This is a genomic window from Canibacter oris, assembly GCF_014197205.1.
Classification (GTDB): domain Bacteria; phylum Actinomycetota; class Actinomycetes; order Actinomycetales; family Microbacteriaceae; genus Canibacter; species Canibacter oris.
Window position 1 is genome coordinate 1 of the sequence record NZ_JACIFD010000002.1, and the last position, 16,066, is coordinate 16,066.

General features: G+C 56.3%; 14 protein-coding genes. 6 read left to right on the top strand and 8 right to left on the bottom strand.

All coding sequences use genetic code 11. The features are described 5' to 3' along the window. Positions 1–67: 67 nt before the first annotated feature. A complete protein-coding gene (gene gabT / locus F5897_RS00800; protein WP_124824395.1) occupies positions 68–1,402 on the bottom strand; it encodes a 4-aminobutyrate--2-oxoglutarate transaminase in 1,335 nt (444 codons plus the stop codon). 139 nt (positions 1,403–1,541) lie between these two features. Here gabT and metG point away from each other — a divergent pair, with 139 nt between their 5' ends. Genes metG through rsmA form a run of 3 tightly spaced genes read left to right on the top strand, consistent with a single transcriptional unit; the run spans position 1,542 to position 4,995 of the window. After that, complete coding sequence (metG, locus tag F5897_RS00805) at positions 1,542–3,128, top strand: methionine--tRNA ligase (RefSeq protein ID WP_183304150.1); 1,587 nt, start codon at positions 1,542–1,544, stop codon at positions 3,126–3,128. Between the two features lie 27 nt (positions 3,129–3,155). Next, a complete protein-coding gene (locus F5897_RS00810) occupies positions 3,156–4,064 on the top strand; it encodes a TatD family hydrolase (protein WP_183304151.1) in 909 nt (302 codons plus the stop codon). Positions 4,065–4,086: 22 nt separating this feature from the next. Further along, entirely contained in the window at positions 4,087–4,995 is a 909-nt protein-coding gene (rsmA, locus tag F5897_RS00815) for a 16S rRNA (adenine(1518)-N(6)/adenine(1519)-N(6))-dimethyltransferase RsmA (protein WP_183304152.1), read from the top strand. On the opposite strand, the gene F5897_RS00820 is transcribed toward rsmA, so the two are convergent. From F5897_RS00820 to F5897_RS00840, 5 genes are all read right to left on the bottom strand, one after another. After that, positions 4,907–5,782, bottom strand: a complete 876-nt coding sequence (locus F5897_RS00820) for a metal ABC transporter permease (RefSeq protein ID WP_124824391.1) — start codon at positions 5,780–5,782, stop codon at positions 4,907–4,909. The two genes, rsmA and F5897_RS00820, sit on opposite strands and share 89 nt — an antisense overlap. After that, positions 5,779–6,735, bottom strand: a complete 957-nt coding sequence (locus tag F5897_RS00825; protein ID WP_183304153.1) for a metal ABC transporter permease — start codon at positions 6,733–6,735, stop codon at positions 5,779–5,781. The genes F5897_RS00820 and F5897_RS00825 overlap by 4 nt, the downstream gene beginning before the upstream one ends. Continuing rightward, the gene (locus tag F5897_RS00830; RefSeq protein WP_124824389.1) at positions 6,732–7,451 is read right to left on the bottom strand and encodes a metal ABC transporter ATP-binding protein; all 720 of its coding nucleotides are present in this window, start codon (positions 7,449–7,451) and stop codon (positions 6,732–6,734) included. Before F5897_RS00830 ends, F5897_RS00825 begins: the two co-directional genes overlap by 4 nt. Before the next feature lie 6 nt (positions 7,452–7,457). Continuing rightward, on the bottom strand, positions 7,458–8,414 hold the full coding sequence (locus F5897_RS00835; RefSeq protein WP_183304154.1) for a metal ABC transporter solute-binding protein, Zn/Mn family: 957 nt from the start codon (positions 8,412–8,414) through the stop codon (positions 7,458–7,460). Between the two features lie 146 nt (positions 8,415–8,560). Further along, positions 8,561–9,232, bottom strand: coding sequence for an iron dependent repressor, metal binding and dimerization domain protein (locus tag F5897_RS00840; protein WP_183304155.1), 672 nt, complete (start codon positions 9,230–9,232; stop codon positions 8,561–8,563). Between the two features lie 118 nt (positions 9,233–9,350). On the opposite strand from F5897_RS00840, the gene F5897_RS00845 reads away from it, so the two are divergent. Further along, entirely contained in the window at positions 9,351–10,412 is a 1,062-nt protein-coding gene (locus F5897_RS00845) for a Cj0069 family protein (RefSeq protein ID WP_124824387.1), read from the top strand. Between the two features lie 11 nt (positions 10,413–10,423). Here F5897_RS00845 and F5897_RS00850 read toward each other — a convergent pair whose 3' ends face one another. Further along, positions 10,424–12,358, bottom strand: coding sequence for an ABC-F family ATP-binding cassette domain-containing protein (locus tag F5897_RS00850; RefSeq protein WP_183304156.1), 1,935 nt, complete (start codon positions 12,356–12,358; stop codon positions 10,424–10,426). A 134-nt stretch (positions 12,359–12,492) separates the two neighbouring features. On the opposite strand from F5897_RS00850, the gene F5897_RS00855 reads away from it, so the two are divergent. Both F5897_RS00855 and F5897_RS00860 read left to right on the top strand, forming a co-directional pair. Next, on the top strand, positions 12,493–13,407 hold the full coding sequence (locus F5897_RS00855; RefSeq protein ID WP_158608067.1) for a LysR family transcriptional regulator: 915 nt from the start codon (positions 12,493–12,495) through the stop codon (positions 13,405–13,407). A gap of 42 nt (positions 13,408–13,449) precedes the next feature. Further along, positions 13,450–15,462: an amidase gene (locus F5897_RS00860; RefSeq protein ID WP_183304157.1), complete on the top strand. Its 2,013-nt coding sequence runs from the start codon at positions 13,450–13,452 to the stop codon at positions 15,460–15,462. 87 nt (positions 15,463–15,549) lie between these two features. On the opposite strand, the gene F5897_RS00865 is transcribed toward F5897_RS00860, so the two are convergent. Beyond that, positions 15,550–16,047, bottom strand: a complete 498-nt coding sequence (locus tag F5897_RS00865) for a MarR family winged helix-turn-helix transcriptional regulator (RefSeq protein ID WP_124824383.1) — start codon at positions 16,045–16,047, stop codon at positions 15,550–15,552. Positions 16,048–16,066 lie beyond the last annotated feature (19 nt).

Consider the following 16,066-nt stretch of genomic DNA (forward strand, 5'->3'; position numbering starts at 1 on the left):
GGTGACGCGAGTTCAACCGCATCAGACACGGCGAAAGTGCCGCTGCTATGCGCTGGAGCCATCCGGTTTAGGCACCTGCAGCAGCGAATGCTTCGTCAAGCACACCCAGCACGTCAGCAATCAGTTCATCAGTGAATGCCAGTGATGGCAGGAAGCGTAGCACGTTGTAGTCGAGGCCAGCGTTCAGCAGCAGCACACCGTGCTCGCCTGCGTACTTGATAACCGCGTCAACGATATCTTTGCGAGGCTCCTTGGTTTCAGGGTCAAGCAGTTCTACCGCCAGCATTGCGCCCAAGCCACGCACTTCAGCGATAACTGGGTACTTCTGCTGCAGCTTACGCAGGCCAGCACCGAAGTTCTGCTCAATGCGCTTTGCCTCTTCCATTGGTTTGCCGGTGGCAATCTGTTCGAACACAGCTTCAGCAGCAGCGCAAGAAACTGGGTTACCAGCGAAGGTTCCGCCGAGGGTGCCAGGGCCCGTGCAGTCCATGATTTCCGCGCGGCCGGTAACCGCAGAGATAGGCATGCCGCCAGCAATACCCTTTGCGGTAAGGATGATGTCTGGCTCAAGACCCAGCTGCTCTGAAGCGTAAACGGTGCCGGTGCGGGCGATGCCGGACTGCACCTCATCGGCGATAAACACTACGCCGTTTTCGCGGCACCACTCTGCAATTGTTGGCAGGTAGCCTTCTGCTGGTACCACGAAGCCGCCTTCACCCTGAATTGGCTCAGCGATGAAGCAAGCCAGATCAGATGCGGTGATGGTCTTTTCGATGTATTTGATGGTGCGCTTGGCTGCCTCTTCGCCGCTCAGACCGTCGTGTAGTGGGTAGGAGTTTGGCACGCGGAAGATATCAGTTGCGCGTGGACCAAAGCCCTGTGAGTAAGGAACAGCCTTGTGAGTCATAGTTGAGGTTAGTGAGGTGCGGCCGTGGTAAGCACAGTCAAGCACGGCAACGGCGTTACGGCCGGTGTACTTGCGGGCAATCTTTACCGCGTTCTCAACTGCTTCGGCACCTGAGTTAATCAGCAGTGACTTTACCGGGCCAGAAATTGGTGCGTACTTTGCTAGCTGCTCGCACACCGCAACGTAGCTCTCGTAAGGAGAAACGGTGATCAGGGTGTGGGTGAATTTGTCAAGCTGTGCTTTTGCAGCAGCTACTACCTCAGGGTTAGAGTGGCCGATGGTGGTCACACCGATACCAGAGCCCATGTCAACAATGTGGTTGCCATCAACGTCTACCAGGATTGCGCCCTCTGCGCGTTCAATGAAAGCTGGCAGAGCACACCCGATACCGGTTGACAGTGCCGCAGCACGGCGTTCCATCAACGCCTGTGACTTCGGGCCTGGAATTGCTGTTACTACTCGTCGCTCCTGCGCGACCGCTACTTTTTCGTTCATGATTCTGATGATACTCGTCTGCAGCAAAAAATTCTAAGTCCCAGCAGCTAAAAACGCGGGTTTTAAAAGAAAAATTTTAGATTTTTTTATTCCTGTAACAATTGAAAATATTAAGCCGCAACATCGTAGAATAGTATGTATGTCTAAGCCAAGCACAAGCTATTTCACAACCCCAATTTTCTATGTAAATGATGCGCCGCACATCGGTCACGCTTACACCGAAGTTGCCGCAGATGTGCTGTCCAGGTGGCAGCGTGCAAAGCAGGTAGACACATGGTTTTTGACCGGCACCGACGAGCACGGTCAAAAAATTCTACGCACCGCAACTGCTAATGGAGTAACCCCGCAGCAGTGGGCAGACAAACTCGTTGCCGAAGCATGGTATCCGCTGCTTGACCGGATCAACATTGCGAACGATGATTTTATCCGCACAACCGACGAGCGACATGAGAACGGAGTGGCAAAGTTCCTGCAGCGCCTTTACGATGCGGGTTACATTTACGATGGTGAATTTGAAGCACTGTACTGTGTCGGCTGTGAGGAATTTAAACCAAAAGCGGAGATTACTGACGGCACCGGCGAGTATGCAGGGGAGAAAGTTTGCACAACCCACTCCAAACCGCTAGAGCTGCTGCAGGAGCGTAACTACTTCTTCAAGCTTTCAGCTTTCCGCGACAGGCTGCTGCAACTTTATACCGAGCGTCCGGATTTTATCCAGCCGGTTAGCGCCCGCAACGAAGTTGTGTCTTTTGTGCAGCAAAACCTCGATGATCTGTCGATTTCACGCACCAGTTTTGACTGGGGGGTGCCGATTCCATGGGATGATAAACATGTTACCTACGTGTGGTTTGATGCGCTGCTCAACTACATAACAGCTCTCGGTTTCGGCAGCGACGATGAGAGCAAGCTAGAGCGGTACTGGCCGGGCACCCATCTGGTAGGAAAAGATATTTTGCGGTTCCACGCGGTAATCTGGCCCGCAATGCTGATGGCAGCCGGGATGGAGGTGCCGCGGCATATTTATGGTCATGGCTGGTTACTGGTGGGCGGTGAGAAAATGTCGAAGTCGAAACTGACCGGCATTGCTCCGCAGGAAATCACCGACACCTTCGGAGTTGACGCTTTCCGCTATTACTTCATGCGAGCCATTAGCTTTGGTAAAGATGGTTCATTCAGCTGGGAAGACATCGCCGAACGGTATCAGGCGGAGCTCGCGAACGGCTTTGGTAACCTGGCCAGCCGCGTGCTCGCCATGAATGCCAAGTATTTCGACGCGGTGCAGCCCGACGCTGACGAGCTGAGCACTGCAGACACCGCAATCGTAGAGCTGGTCGCAGATGTGGTGCAGCGCGCAGACCAGAAGATGACAGAGTTTCAAATTCATGAGGCGCTCGCCGCAGTGTGGGAGATCGTCGACGGCCTGAACGGTTACATCACCGAGCAAGAACCATGGGTTTTGGCGAAGGATCCGGCACAGCAACCACGTTTGGCAACCGTGCTCGCCACCGCTACCGAGGGTTTGCGGGCGCTGGCGCAGCTGTTGCACCCGGTAATTCCGGTGGCTGCGGAGAAACTGTGGCGGGCCCTCGGCGCGGACATCGCGATAGGGAAACTGGAGCAGCAGCAGCTGTTGCAGACTGGCGAGTGGCACCAGCTGCCTGCTGGTACTCCGCAACAGAAGTTAGAGGCGCTGTTCCCGCGAGTGGAACTAGAAACCACAAAATAGAGCGCAGCTAAGGATACGATTCACGAAATGTGCGACAAAGAGCCGCTAGCCGGAGGTATTCGCGCCCGTAAAGACAGCGCGGGTAAGCGTGATACTACGCTACCGCCGCTGCCCGAGCCGCTGCCGGTGCCGGTTATTGATAACCACACTCACCTCGAAATCGCCGACGGAATGCATTCGCTGAGTCCGACACAGTCGCTGCGGCGCGCCGCGGAAGTCGGGGTCACTCGCATCGTGCAGGTCGGCACTGATTTGCGCACCAGCGAGTGGTCAGCGGAGTTTGCGGCGCGTGATAAGCGGGTTTTAGCGGCGGTGGCGATCCACCCTAATGATGCCCCCGAGGTGAAAGCAGCAGGCAAGCTAGAATTTCAGCTGGGAGAGTTGGATCGCCTGGCCGCGCTGCCGCGAGTGCGTGCGATTGGAGAAACCGGGTTAGATTATTTCCGCACGGCAGAGGCAGGCCGCGCTGCCCAGGCAGAGTCGTTTGAGGCGCACATCGCGCTTGCTAAAAAACACGGAGTGGCGCTGCAGATTCACGACCGCGATGCACACGACGACGTGGTTGCGACCCTGTTGCGAGTGGGAGCGCCTGAACGCACGGTTTTCCACTGTTTCTCAGGCGATGTCGAGCTCGCTAAAATTTGCAACGACCACGGCTGGTATATGAGCTTTGCAGGCACCGTGACATTCAAAAACGCCCCGCAGCTGCGTGAAGCTCTGGCTGTTGCTGACCGCAACCTGGTGCTCGTCGAAACTGATGCGCCATTTTTGACTCCTGATCCTTTCCGTGGCCGCCCCAACGCTCCTTATCTGCTGCCATACACGGTGCGTCGAATTGCGGCGGAGCTGGAAATGGAAGTTGCACAGCTAGCGGAGCAGGTGACTGCTAACGCCCTAGGTGTTTATGGTAGCTGGGATGCAAACGAGCAAGAGTAACCGCGGAGTGGCAGGAGTAACTATGACACCAGCGCAGCAGCAAGGGCTGAGCTCAGCAGGCTTGCTCGGCCCCGCTCAGGTGCGGGAACTAGCAGCTGAATTTGGAGTGACGCCAACTAAAAAACTCGGGCAAAATTTTGTGCACGATCCGAACACGGTGCGTAAGATTGTGCGGCAGGCGGGGGTTACCGCAGCGGATACGGTGCTGGAGGTGGGGCCGGGGCTCGGTTCGCTAACACTCGGCCTGACAGAAACCGGCGCCGCAGTCACGGCAATCGAAATAGACCCGGCGCTGGCGGCGCGACTGCTGCAAACTGTGGCAAGTTTGCAGCCCGAGGCGCGACTGCAGTTAATTGAATCTGACGCGCTGGCGGTGACTGCCACGCAGCTTACAAAGCCGTACAACACCCTGGTTGCAAATCTGCCCTACAATGTTTCCGTGCCGATTTTGATGCACTTGTTGGAACTCGTGCCGACGCTCACTAGAGTGTTGGTGATGGTGCAGCTTGAAGTGGGCGAGCGCATTGCTGCAGCGCCCGGCTCCAAGGCTTACGGTGCGCCTAGTGCAAAAGCTGCCTGGTACGGGCAATGGGAGCTGGAGGGGCACATCAGCCGCCAGGTTTTTTGGCCGGTTCCGGGCGTAGATTCGGTGCTGGTGGGCTGTAAAACCCGCACCACACCGCTCGGCTCTGAAACTGAGCGGCGCCTCACCTTTGATTTGATTAACGCAGCTTTCGGGCAGCGCCGCAAGATGCTGCGTCAATCTTTGCAAGCGGTGGATCACCCCGCCCTGCACAGTGCGATGAGTATTACTGAGGTGCTTGCCAGAGTCGGGCTCAGTGCTACTGAGCGTGCCGAAGCGCTCGACGTGCATCAGTGGCTTGCGATAGCACGTGAATTGCTAGCACCAGCAGAAACTCCAGCGCCATAACCGCTGCGATTCCGGCACTGGTGGGGAGATTGTAGAGCAGGCTGATTCCGAACCCGCTCGCGGCAGCAAGTGCCGAAAACAGCATCGCCAACGGCAACATAGTTGATAGTCGGTGTGTCAGCAGGCGAGCCGCTGCGCCCGGCAGAATCATGAAGGCGAGCACCAGCACCGCGCCGGTGGCTGCGAACACCGCGGTGATCGTAAGCGCAGTCAAAAACAATAGGATGCCGTGCAGCAGTTTTGTTTTAACGCCGGACAGTTGCGCGAACTCGCGGTCGAAAATAATCGCGCTGAGTTGGCGCCGCCACCCGATGCCGAAAATTAAGTTTACAGTGAGCAGGGCGAGCAACAGGTAGAGATGCTTGGGGCCGTAGCAACCGCTTGGCAAACACAGCTCGTCAAAGGCGATAAGGTTGAGGTCACCCAGTAAAACGGTGTGGGTGTCAAGGTGCAGGTCGCTGGCTTTAAGAGTAACTACGATTACTGCTAACGCCAACAGTGGCGGCAGTGAGAGCCCGAGGGTGCTGTGTTTTGCTACCAGTTTACTCTGCACCAATGCGTTGATTGCCCAAATAGTGAAGAGCCCGCAGAGCACCGCAGCGGCAATTAGAAGCGGGGAAGTGAGGCTCTGTGTGAGCAGAAACCCGAACACTATCCCGGGGAGCATCGCATGACTGATGGCGTCAACAGTGATTGCCCGTTTAGCGGCCACCAGATAGGTGCCCGGAACGCTGCAGCTCACTGCGGTAACCACGCACAGCAGCAAAATCATGATGACAAAGCTCATTGTCTGCCTCCTGTCCCGGCAGATGTCACGCTGGCGACGGTTAAAGTGCTAGCGGCGGCCGCATAGCGTTTACTGAGATGCCGGTGCTGCAGCGCGCGGTAAATCATGCCGCGGTTTGGCGCTGCGATGAGTGACAGCAGGAAGATACTGAAAAGCAGCAGGATAATCACCGCTCCTGTGGGTGCTGGCAGAATCGTGGTTGAGAGCACGGTGCCGGCAATAGCGGTGCCACTGCCAAGCAGAGTCGCACCCAGGGCGGTGGTGCTGAATCGGGTTGTCCACTGGCGGGCTGTGGCGGCAGGCATAATTAGGAATCCTACGATCAAAAGCAGCCCGATGGTACGCATTCCGGTTACGATCACCGCAGCCAGCAGTATGAACAGTAGACGCTCCATGCGGCGGGTTTTAACCCCCTGAGTTTTAGCGAACTCAATGTCGAAAACTGTGAGTTTCAGTTTGCGATAGTTTAGTAGCAGCATCGCGATAACAAAAGATGTAATGCTGACGCTGAAAATGGTGTCGCTGGTTGTGAGGTGAGTGGCGTTACCGAGCAGGTATTCGCTGATCCCGCCTTTACCTGGCAGTGCTGAGCTCTGGATAACCGCTAACAGCAGCATACCACAGCTGAAGTAAAGCGAGATTGTGGCGACCATGGAAACTTCAGTTCCCAGTGGGGTCTTGCGTTCAATCAGGTTGGCGGTGAAAGCACCGGCTGCTCCGGTGCCTAGTGCTAGAACCGTGAGCATGGTTAAATCGCGGCCGTTGCCCAGTAACGCCAACCCTATGAAGAAGGCTAGCATCGCGCCGGGGAAGGATGCGTGGGAGATGACATCTCCCATGGTGCCCTGCTGTTTAAAGTAGATGAAAGTGCCCACAAGCGCAGCTCCGGCACCACAAAAACTGCTTCCGAGTAGCAGGGTAATGAAGGTGTGGGTGAAGAAAATATCTGTCATTGGATGCCCTGCAGATTGATGCCATAGGTGCGTGACAGGTTGTCCTGGGTGAAGGTGGTTACGGTTGAACCCTGTGCGACGACAGAGCGATTAACCAAAACCACATCGGTGAAGTAGGAAGTGACCGTGCTCAGGTCATGGTGCACGATGATAATTGTGGTACCGGCCTGTTGCAGCTGTTTCAGGGCAGTGATAATGGCGTTTTCGCTAGGGGCATCTACTCCTGCAAAGGGCTCATCGAGAATCAGTAGCCGTGGTTGCTTTACGAGCGCTCGCGCTAAGAAAGTGCGCTGTTTTTGCCCGCCGGAGAGCCTGCCGATGGCCTGTGCAGCAAACGGCTCTGCGCCGACCAATGCGAGGGCGCGATCCACCGCCGTATGCCGCGCAGTGCGATGCTGCAATTCGGGACTGCCGACCGTGCCCATCGCGACGACATCTCGTACAGTTGCAGGGAAGTCCCAATCTACTGAGGCATGCTGTGGTACATAACCAATCTGGCTGTAGCTTTCGCTCAGCGGGCGCCCCCCGAAAGTCACTCTTCCTTGCTGCGGCTTTAGAAGACCCAAAACCGCGCGCACCAGGGTGCTTTTGCCTGCCCCGTTCGGGCCAATGATGCCGGTGAGGCTCCCGCTGCGAAAGTCAATATTGACATTGTGCAGCGCTAGAAATGAGCCGTAACTGACGCTGAGACCGGTAATTTCTAGTGCTTTTTGCATATCTTCTTATTTTAGAGCTTCAGCGATGGTCTGGGTGTTGTGTGACAGCACCTCGAGGTAGGTGTCAACTTCTGGTTCTGCTCCGAGAGTGTCAGCGTACAGTTCTTTTTCAACCACACGTACCTGCCAGCCGCGGGCAGCAACGGCCTCGCTGAGGCTGGTGATTGCCTGCGGATTTGCCTGGGTGTCTTGGAAAATCGCAGGGATTTTCTTGTCGCTGATAAGCTTGGCAAGTTCTTCAATCTCAGTGGCGCTGCGTGCGGCGGTGGTGGAAATGAAGTCGGTGGCATGTACCTCAAGGCCGTAGTACTTGCCAAAGTAGTTAAAAGCGTCGTGTCCGGTGACCAGGGTGCGTGGTGCAGGTACCTGGCTCAGTAGGGCCTGGGCTTGCTGATCCGCAGCAGCGATTTCAGCCTTATATTTTGCGGCGTTTGCCTTGTAAGTATCGGCGTTAGCAGTGTCAGTGGTGGCGAGTTTGTCAGCCATCAGGTCAACCACATCCTGCCAGATTTCAGGATCGTTCCAGATGTGTGGATCAAAGTGCATTTCCGGGGCTTCGGGGTCGCTGACAGGAATCAGTTTGCTCTCGTCAACGTGTTCGCCAACAGCAAGCTGCTTATCGCCCAGGCTCGTTAGCGGGGTAACCATCTGCGCCTCCAGGTGCAGGCCGTTCCAGAAAATCAGGTCGGATTCGCGCATGGTGTTGATGTCGCTAGTGGTTGGCTGGTAGGTGTGTGGGTCAGAGCCCGGGCCCACGAGGGTGATGATTTCTGCATCAGGCGCGATGTTATGCAGTGCGTCGGCGAGATAGCCGGTGGTTGCGAAAAGCTGCAGTTTATCGTCGGTCTGGGGTGCTGCGGGGGTTGCCGCTGTGTCTTCTTGCGGGGCGGTGGCGCATGCCGTGAGCAGGCCGGTTACAAGCGTTGCTGCGCAGAAGGTTTTCAGCATCCGTGAGAGTTTCATTCAAGCTCCTTTATAAGTTTTATTGAACTTAAAAGTTAGCCTAGCCTAATAATTTTTTTGCCGCAATAAAAAATACCCGCTTAGGCGGGTAAAATTTAGCTAATTTTTACAGCAGCTGAAAGCAGTGAAAAACTATTGGATAGCCACTAAACAAGCGAAACCCAGATGCTGTGAATCACGCCACTGCCCAGCGTTAACTTCTTACCTGCCGCATTGCGGGCGATTAAAGAGTCGGAAAACGGCGGGCCAGGGGCGAGACGCAGCTGATCGCCAATTGCGATACCAAGTTCTGCCAGGTGCACCAGTAGTTCCGGGTTGGAGTCAGCGATACGCTCCACGATAACAGTGCTATCGGGGGCTACTGTGTGCAGTGGCACTGCATCTGGCATTTCAATGGTGCCGTCTGCTGCGGGAATGGGATCACCGTGTGGATCACGGCTGGGGTTGCCAAGTTTGTCGCAGATTCGCGCAATCATCAAGTCGCTGCAGGCATGCTCTAGGTGCTCTGCCTCCTCGTGGACCTCATCCCAGCTGTAGCCCAGCTCGTTAACTAGATAGGTTTCAATCAGACGGTGCCGTCGCACCATCTCTAGCGCTGCCTGGCGGCCAGCTGCTGTTAACTCGATGGCACCGTAACGCACATTCGCAACCAGCCCCTCGGCAGCAAGTTTTTTGACTGCGTCGGTGACAGTTGGAGGGCGTACCCCGACGTGCGCAGCTAGCGCCGAGGGGGCCACCGGGTCGGTGCTCCACTCCTGTAAAGCCCAAATTGCTTTCAGATAGTTTTGGGCGCTGGTTGAAAGATGGTTGACAGACACCATTTTAGTTTAGCTCTTGAACCTGAAAACACGCGCTTGTGACCAGCCGATTTGGTAGTCGATGGCGCTTGTGTGAGATAAATTAAGTTCTGGATGTAAACACTAAAGCAGAGGTGAAATGCACAAGCGTATTGTTATTTTTGAGGTTGAGGGTGGAGCCGACAAGAACTTCACCGGACACCGCGCTGACACTATGCCGATTGCTGAGGCAATCAACGCTGCCGGGTGGCAAGCTGAAGTCATCTTCTACCGGCAGGAATGGGTCGAGCAGATTCTTGACTATGTCGTCGGAAAATTCGACGGTTATATTTCACGAGTTAACCCCGGAACCGTTCCCGGCGGTGAAGCTGGCTACTTTAATATGCTGCGAAGCCTCTCTGACAGTGGACTTATTGGTTTGCAGCATCCTGATGAGATGATTAAATTTGGCTCGAAGGATGTGCTGGTAAACCTCTCCGACACTGAGCTGGTGCCAAGCGACACCTACGCTTACTACACAATCCCTGAAATGCAACAGACTCTGCCGTTGTCACTGTCGCACGGAGAACGCGTGCTGAAGCAGAACCGCGGCTCTACTGGTTCTGGTATTTGGCGGGTGCGGTTGTTGCATGAGGAGGATCAGCAAAAGCTGGTGCCCGGCGTGGCAGTACCGTTGGATACCATGCTGCACTGCACTGAAGCATTTGACAATCACGTGGAGCATCACACTCTCGCTGATTTCATGCAGATGTGTGAGCAGTATATTGTGGGCGATAACGGTATGCTCGTGGATATGCGCTTTATGCCACGCATCAAAGAAGGCGAAATTCGGGTACTGATGGTGGGTTCGGAGCCGTTCTGCGTGGTTCACAAAAAACCGGCAGAAAATGCCGACGCTTTCTCTGCAACGCTGTTTTCCGGTGCTCAATATCAGTATCAAACCCCTGCTGAATGGCAGGAGCTGTTGCAGATGTTTCTGCCGCAGTTACCACAGTTGCGCGAAAAACTAGACGCACCGTATGTGCCTTTGGTGTGGACAGCTGACTTCATGCTTGACACTGCACCTGACGGCAGCGATAAATACGTGCTTGGGGAGATTAACTGTTCCTGTGTGGGCTTCACCTCCCAATTGGACATGGGAATCCAGGAGCAAATCGCGGCGGAAGCCATTAAACAGATTACCGCGCGCTTGGCCAACTAGCTCATGCTCGGCTAACCGAGTTGCTCGGAAATTTCGAGCCAGCGTTCCTCAAGTTGCTGCACTTCATCCCGCAGCGCTAGGGCTTCTTGGTTCGCCTGAGCCAATCGCTCATAGTCAGTGTGGGGAATCTGGGCCATGGCGTTGTCTGCCTGTGCGATCCGGGACTCTAGCTTTTCGAGTTTCCGGGTGATTGCAGTGAGCTCTTTTTCCGCAGCACGGCGTTCCGCACCACTCAACCCGGTGGCAGCCAGCTTTCCCGAGTTAGCAGCATTTTGAGAGGTGGATCCACCGTCCGCATGCTCGCCCGCTGTCGCCTGTGCTGGCGCGCTTTGTTTGGTCGCTTCGCGCTGCTGTGCGGTGCGCAGCTCGAGGTATTCGTCAACGCCGCGCGGCAGATGCCGCAGGGTGCCGTCAAGCACTGCGTACTGTTGGTCGGTGACCCGCTCCAGGAGGTAGCGGTCATGGCTCACTACCAGCAGAGTGCCTGGCCAAGAGTCAAGCAGGTCTTCCATCGCGGCCAGCATGTCGGCGTCAACGTCGTTGGTAGGCTCGTCGAGAATCAGCACGTTGGGTTGCGACAGCAAAATCAGCAAGAGTTGGAGGCGGCGCTTCTGGCCACCAGAAAGTTCTCCAACAGGAGTAGATAGTTGCTCGCGGCGGAAGCCGAGGCGTTCCAGTAGCTGAGCCGGGGAGAGCTCTTTGCCGTCTACCTCAAACACGGTTTTGGTGCGCGCTAGAACCTCTCGCACTCGATCGCGGGCGATTTCGGTAAGCTGGCTAAAACGCTGATCGAGCACCGCAATCTGCACGGTTTTGCCATGCTTTACCCGCCCGCTGGTGGGGGTGATTGTGCCCGCGATGAGATTTAGCAGGGTTGATTTTCCGGCGCCGTTGGGGCCCAAAATGCCGGTGCGCTCGCCCGGCGCGAGATCCCAGGTGATGTCACGCAGCACCTCTTTGACCGGTCCTGTCGAGCTCGTGGCTACCGCGGCGGTGTCGGTGGTGGTAGTCGTGCCCGTTGTCACGGCTGTGGCAGCAGCGGCGCTGGGTGCCACCGGAAAACTCACTCCGGCGTGGCTCAGACGCACCACATCTTTACCGAGCCGGGCCACTGCGAGCCGCTGCAGCGCCACGGTGTCACGCAGCGGTGGTACATCGGCGATGAGAGCATTTGCGGCATCAACCCGGAACTTCGGTTTCGAGGTGCGCGCTGGCGCGCCGCGCCGTAACCACGCAAGCTCCTTGCGTAGCAAATTTTGGCGTTTTTGTTCAGCCTGCGCCGCAATGCGGTTGCGCTCTAAGCGCTGTAGCACATACGCAGCGTAACCGCCCTCGAACGGCTCTACAATGCCGTCGTGCACCTCCCAGGTGGTAGTGCAAACTGTATCTAGGAACCATCGGTCGTGGGTGATTACCAGCAGCGCTCCCTGCTGCTTTTGCCACCTCCGCTGCAGATGTGAGGCGAGCCAGGAAATACCCTCTACGTCGAGGTGGTTCGTGGGCTCGTCAAGCGCCAAAATATCCCAGTCTTGCACCAGCAGCTTAGCCAGGGCGACTCGGCGCCGCTGCCCGCCCGACAGCATAGATACTGTGCCCTCCCAAGGCAGGTCTCGTACCAGGCCATCGATTATGTCGCGGGTGCGCGGATTGCCAGCCCATTGATGTTCCGGGGTGTCGCCCACGATGTTAGTGCCAACTGAGGCGGCTTCGTCGAGCTGATCTTGCTGACTTAAAACCCCGAAGGTAACACCGCCGCGGCGGGTTACTTTGCCGGAGTTTGGGGTCAGCTCCCCGGTGAGCATTGCCAGCAGAGAGGATTTACCGTCGCCGTTGCGACCAACAATGCCAATGCGGTCGCCCTCAGAGATGCCCACAGAGACTCCACTAAAAACCGTGCGGGTGGGGTATTCTAGACTGAGATTTTCTGCGCCGAGTAAGTGAGCCATAGGAGTAATTTTAGCGATATTGTAGGGGATAGCGGCGGGCAAGTAGCAGGAAATTTAACATCATCGTGGTGGCTGCTGGCGCTTTATGGCGGCAGTATATATACTAGCTATATCACACAAGGAGGATGTGGCGAATGTTCACGCTCAAACAAATGCAAGTGCTTGAAAAAGTAGCGCAAACAGGAAGTCTAAATGGGGCTGCGATTGCGCTCGGCTACGGGATGCCGACAATTTCGCATCACCTGCGGTCACTGGAGCAGGAGTGCCAGTCTAAGCTGATTGAACGCAGTAGCCGTGGCACTCGCCTCACCCTTGCTGGAGAGGTTGTGCTGCGCGAAGCAAAAGTAATGCTGGCGCGCGCTGAATCGCTTGAGAAACAGCTCGCTAAGCTGCGCGAAGCGGACAGCATTTCACTGCGCATTGGCACGTTTGCGTCAATTGGCTCCAAACTGGTGCCCTATACCATGCGCGAGCTGGCGGCACAGTACCGGGTGCGAGTGGAACTTACAGAAGCAGAAACCTCTGAGATTTTGCAGCAACTGGCGGACGGGAACATCGATGTCGGGCTGGTGTGCGATTACGATAGCGATCCATTACAGCTGGACAGCACCAAGGTGCATGCAGTTGAGCTGTTTAGCGAACCGTTCCAGGTGCTGGTGGGCGCCGGCACTGCGCTCGCGCAAAAACGTGAGGTGGACTTTGCAGAATTACTCGAAGAGCCTTGGATCATGAGCCGCGTCCCGGATGAGGTCAGCGACCGCGTGCTAATTCGCTCCTGTGCGCAGTATGGAGCAACTCCACGACGTTTGGTTGCCACCGATGATCTTGGTATGATTCACGCCCTCGTCAGCAGTGGTCAGGGTATCTCCCTGACAACCCGCGCAGCATTCGAGGGGTATAACGGGGTGCGGTTGCTGCCGATTAAACAGCGTCTTGGTAATCGGCGGGTGTGGTTTGTGCGCAACAAGCAGGAAAGCGCCGCGGCAGCGCTCAGCTGTGAAACTCTGATGAGCGACTATGTGAAGCAGCGGAAATTCCAGCAGCTATAAAATCGCACAGCAAAATCCAGAAGCTTAGATCGACGGAGAACTATGACTCAGGCAACCATCAACCTCTACGAAATTACTATCACGGAACTATTGCTGGCTTACCGTACGCGGCAGCTCAGTCCGATTACGGTGACAGCCCGGTACCTGGAGCGCATTGCTGCGTTTGATCGCGCCGGAAAACATTTAAACTCGGTGATTGTGATGAACGACGCAGCCCTTGCAGCTGCGGCGGAGTCAGAGCGGCGGTGGCGTGACGGCACTGCGCGACCGCTTGAAGGGGTGCCGTTTACGGTTAAAGATTCCTATATGGTTAAGGGTTTGACGGTTGCCAGCGGTTCACCTGCGTTCGCAGGCCTGATTGCTAACTGGGATGCATTCACGGTGCAGCAATTGCTGCAGGCCGGGGCGGTGCTGCTCGGTAAAACTAATATGCCGCCGATGGCTGACGGAGGGATGCAGCGGGGTGTTTATGGCCGCGCCGAAAATCCTTATAACACTGATTATTTAGCGGCGGCATACGCCTCCGGTTCCTCCAACGGTTCAGGTGCTGCAACTGCGGCTAACTTAGCAGTTTTTGGTATGGGCGAAGAAACCGTCTCATCCGGTCGCAGCCCTGCGTCGAACAACGGCCTGTGTGCCTACACACCGAGCTGGGGGTTGATTTCTATTCGTGGCAACTGGCCGCTGTTCCCGGCGCGCGATGTGGTTGTGCCGCACACCCGCACCATGGTTGACATGTTGCAACTACTCAATGTGCTGGTAGTTGACGATCCCGAAACCCGTGGCGATTTCTGGCGCCATCAGCAAGTAGTGGAGCTGCCACCGGCTAGCGCTGTGCGCCCGGCAGATTACACCGAGCTCAGTGATCCACACGCGCTGCAAGGCAAAGTGCTCGCTGTGCCGCGAATGTATCTCGGGAAGGATCCAAAATTTCCGATGCCGGTGCGGCCGAGTGTGTTAGCGCTATGGGAGCAAACAAAAGCCCGGCTGGAGGCGCTTGGAGCCACCGTGGTGGAGAGCGACTTCCCGGTTGTGGAGCAGTATGAGCGTGACAAGCCAGCTGGTGAGCAAATCGCCGAGCTTGGAGTGCTGCCTGAGGGTTGGATGGCAACCGAGTTTAACCACTTCCTAGCTTTTGGATGGGATGATTTCCTGCGGGCAAATAACGATCCTGAGATTCCAAACCTCGCGGTTGTCGACCCAGATGCTATTTTCCCGCTCGCGCCGGGCACTCTGCCTGACCGCTATGAAGAGGTTCCTGATTATGAGAACCGCTATCGCGCGGTTGTGAAATATGCTCAGGAGGGAATTGCGGATCCGCGCGACCGCGCCGATTTTGCAGCCGGGCTGCGCGCGCTGGTGCAGCTACGCACCGAGCTTTTCGAAAATTGGCTTGCTGCTCACGGCTACGACGCTGTGGTTTTCCCTGCGAACGCTGACATAGGCACCGAGGACGCAGAGCGGCTGCCTGCGGCAAACGATCACGCCTGGCTTAACGGGGTGCTGTTTTCAAATGGTAATTATGCGCTGCGGCACTTTGGGATTCCAACCGTGACAGTGTCAATGGGGGCAACCAGTGATATTCAAGTCCCTGTTGGTGTCACTTTCGCGGGTGCCGCCTACAGCGACAGCGACCTGCTGCGCTATGCGGCTGCGCTTGACGGCGACGGTTTCATCCGGCCAACCCCGCGGCACGCTCCGGGAGTTGCGGCTGATTTGTTGCCGGTGCAGCAGGAAGAGACGGCGGATCTAGCCGTCGTAGTCACCGCCACCCAGGCTGTGGCTGTGGCCGAAGGCCTGGAGGTTGAGATAAGCGGTGCTGTGACACTTGCGGGTCACACTGCCGGACTCGCTGAAGTGCCACTCGGGGTCACCGTGAACGAGCAGACAGTCGCGGTTAACACCGGGGAAACCGGGCATTTCATGGCGCGATTGATAGTGGCGCGCCCAGAGTTTGGTTTGAATCCGGATCCGGGGAGTCTGTTGGCGGTTGTTAGAGTTGCCGATAGTTCACTGTATCGCGGTGCGGTTAGCTGTGAAATCGCTTACGTCTGATAGTCGCTGCGGAGCTTTGAGTGGTGACATATCATGGCCGATATATGGTTAAAGGTACTTTGCATCGAGTGCTGCTTCGTGGCCGGTTTATTGTAGCTTGATGGTGGTGCCGAGCTTACTGAGGAGATTTGCGAGGCGTTGCTGTTCTGCTGCAGTGAGACCCTTTAAGGCCTGAGTTTCGGCGCTGAGCAGAGCTGTGAATGCCTGATCCACCCGCGCGATTCCAGCAGCGGTAATCTGCACGAGTACCCCGCGACCATCGTTGGGGTCTTGGGTGCGGGCAACTAGGCCGCGACCGCACAGACGGTCCAGGCGATTGGTCATGGTGCCGCTGGTAACCATGGTTTCTTGCACCAGGGTTTTGACGCTAACCTTGGTTTCGGCTCCCGCGCGGCGCAGCACAGCGAGCACATCAAACTCCCAAATTTCGAGATCTGCAGCCTCAAAAGCGGCGGCGCGGAGCTTGTTAAGGTGCTTTGTGAGTCGCGCGAGACGCGAAAAAACAGCGAGCGGAGCCATGTTTAGTTCGGGCTTAGCAGTTTGCCAGCGGCTGATGATTTCCGAAACTTCGTCGCGGTGCTCCATGCTAAATATTTTGCCAGAA

What these genes read in the sequence shown, in the direction of transcription:
- gabT (WP_124824395.1), bottom strand. Translation starts at nt 1,402, where the DNA reads ATGAACGAAAAAGTAGCGGTCGCGCAGGAGCGACGAGTAGTAACAGCA.
- metG (WP_183304150.1), top strand. Translation starts at nt 1,542, where the DNA reads ATGTCTAAGCCAAGCACAAGCTATTTCACAACCCCAATTTTCTATGTA.
- F5897_RS00810 (WP_183304151.1), top strand. Translation starts at nt 3,156, where the DNA reads ATGTGCGACAAAGAGCCGCTAGCCGGAGGTATTCGCGCCCGTAAAGAC.
- rsmA (WP_183304152.1), top strand. Translation starts at nt 4,087, where the DNA reads ATGACACCAGCGCAGCAGCAAGGGCTGAGCTCAGCAGGCTTGCTCGGC.
- F5897_RS00820 (WP_124824391.1), bottom strand. Translation starts at nt 5,782, where the DNA reads ATGAGCTTTGTCATCATGATTTTGCTGCTGTGCGTGGTTACCGCAGTG.
- F5897_RS00825 (WP_183304153.1), bottom strand. Translation starts at nt 6,735, where the DNA reads ATGACAGATATTTTCTTCACCCACACCTTCATTACCCTGCTACTCGGA.
- F5897_RS00830 (WP_124824389.1), bottom strand. Translation starts at nt 7,451, where the DNA reads ATGCAAAAAGCACTAGAAATTACCGGTCTCAGCGTCAGTTACGGCTCA.
- F5897_RS00835 (WP_183304154.1), bottom strand. Translation starts at nt 8,414, where the DNA reads ATGAAACTCTCACGGATGCTGAAAACCTTCTGCGCAGCAACGCTTGTA.
- F5897_RS00845 (WP_124824387.1), top strand. Translation starts at nt 9,351, where the DNA reads ATGCACAAGCGTATTGTTATTTTTGAGGTTGAGGGTGGAGCCGACAAG.
- F5897_RS00850 (WP_183304156.1), bottom strand. Translation starts at nt 12,358, where the DNA reads ATGGCTCACTTACTCGGCGCAGAAAATCTCAGTCTAGAATACCCCACC.
- F5897_RS00855 (WP_158608067.1), top strand. Translation starts at nt 12,493, where the DNA reads ATGTTCACGCTCAAACAAATGCAAGTGCTTGAAAAAGTAGCGCAAACA.
- F5897_RS00860 (WP_183304157.1), top strand. Translation starts at nt 13,450, where the DNA reads ATGACTCAGGCAACCATCAACCTCTACGAAATTACTATCACGGAACTA.
- F5897_RS00865 (WP_124824383.1), bottom strand. Translation starts at nt 16,047, where the DNA reads ATGGAGCACCGCGACGAAGTTTCGGAAATCATCAGCCGCTGGCAAACT.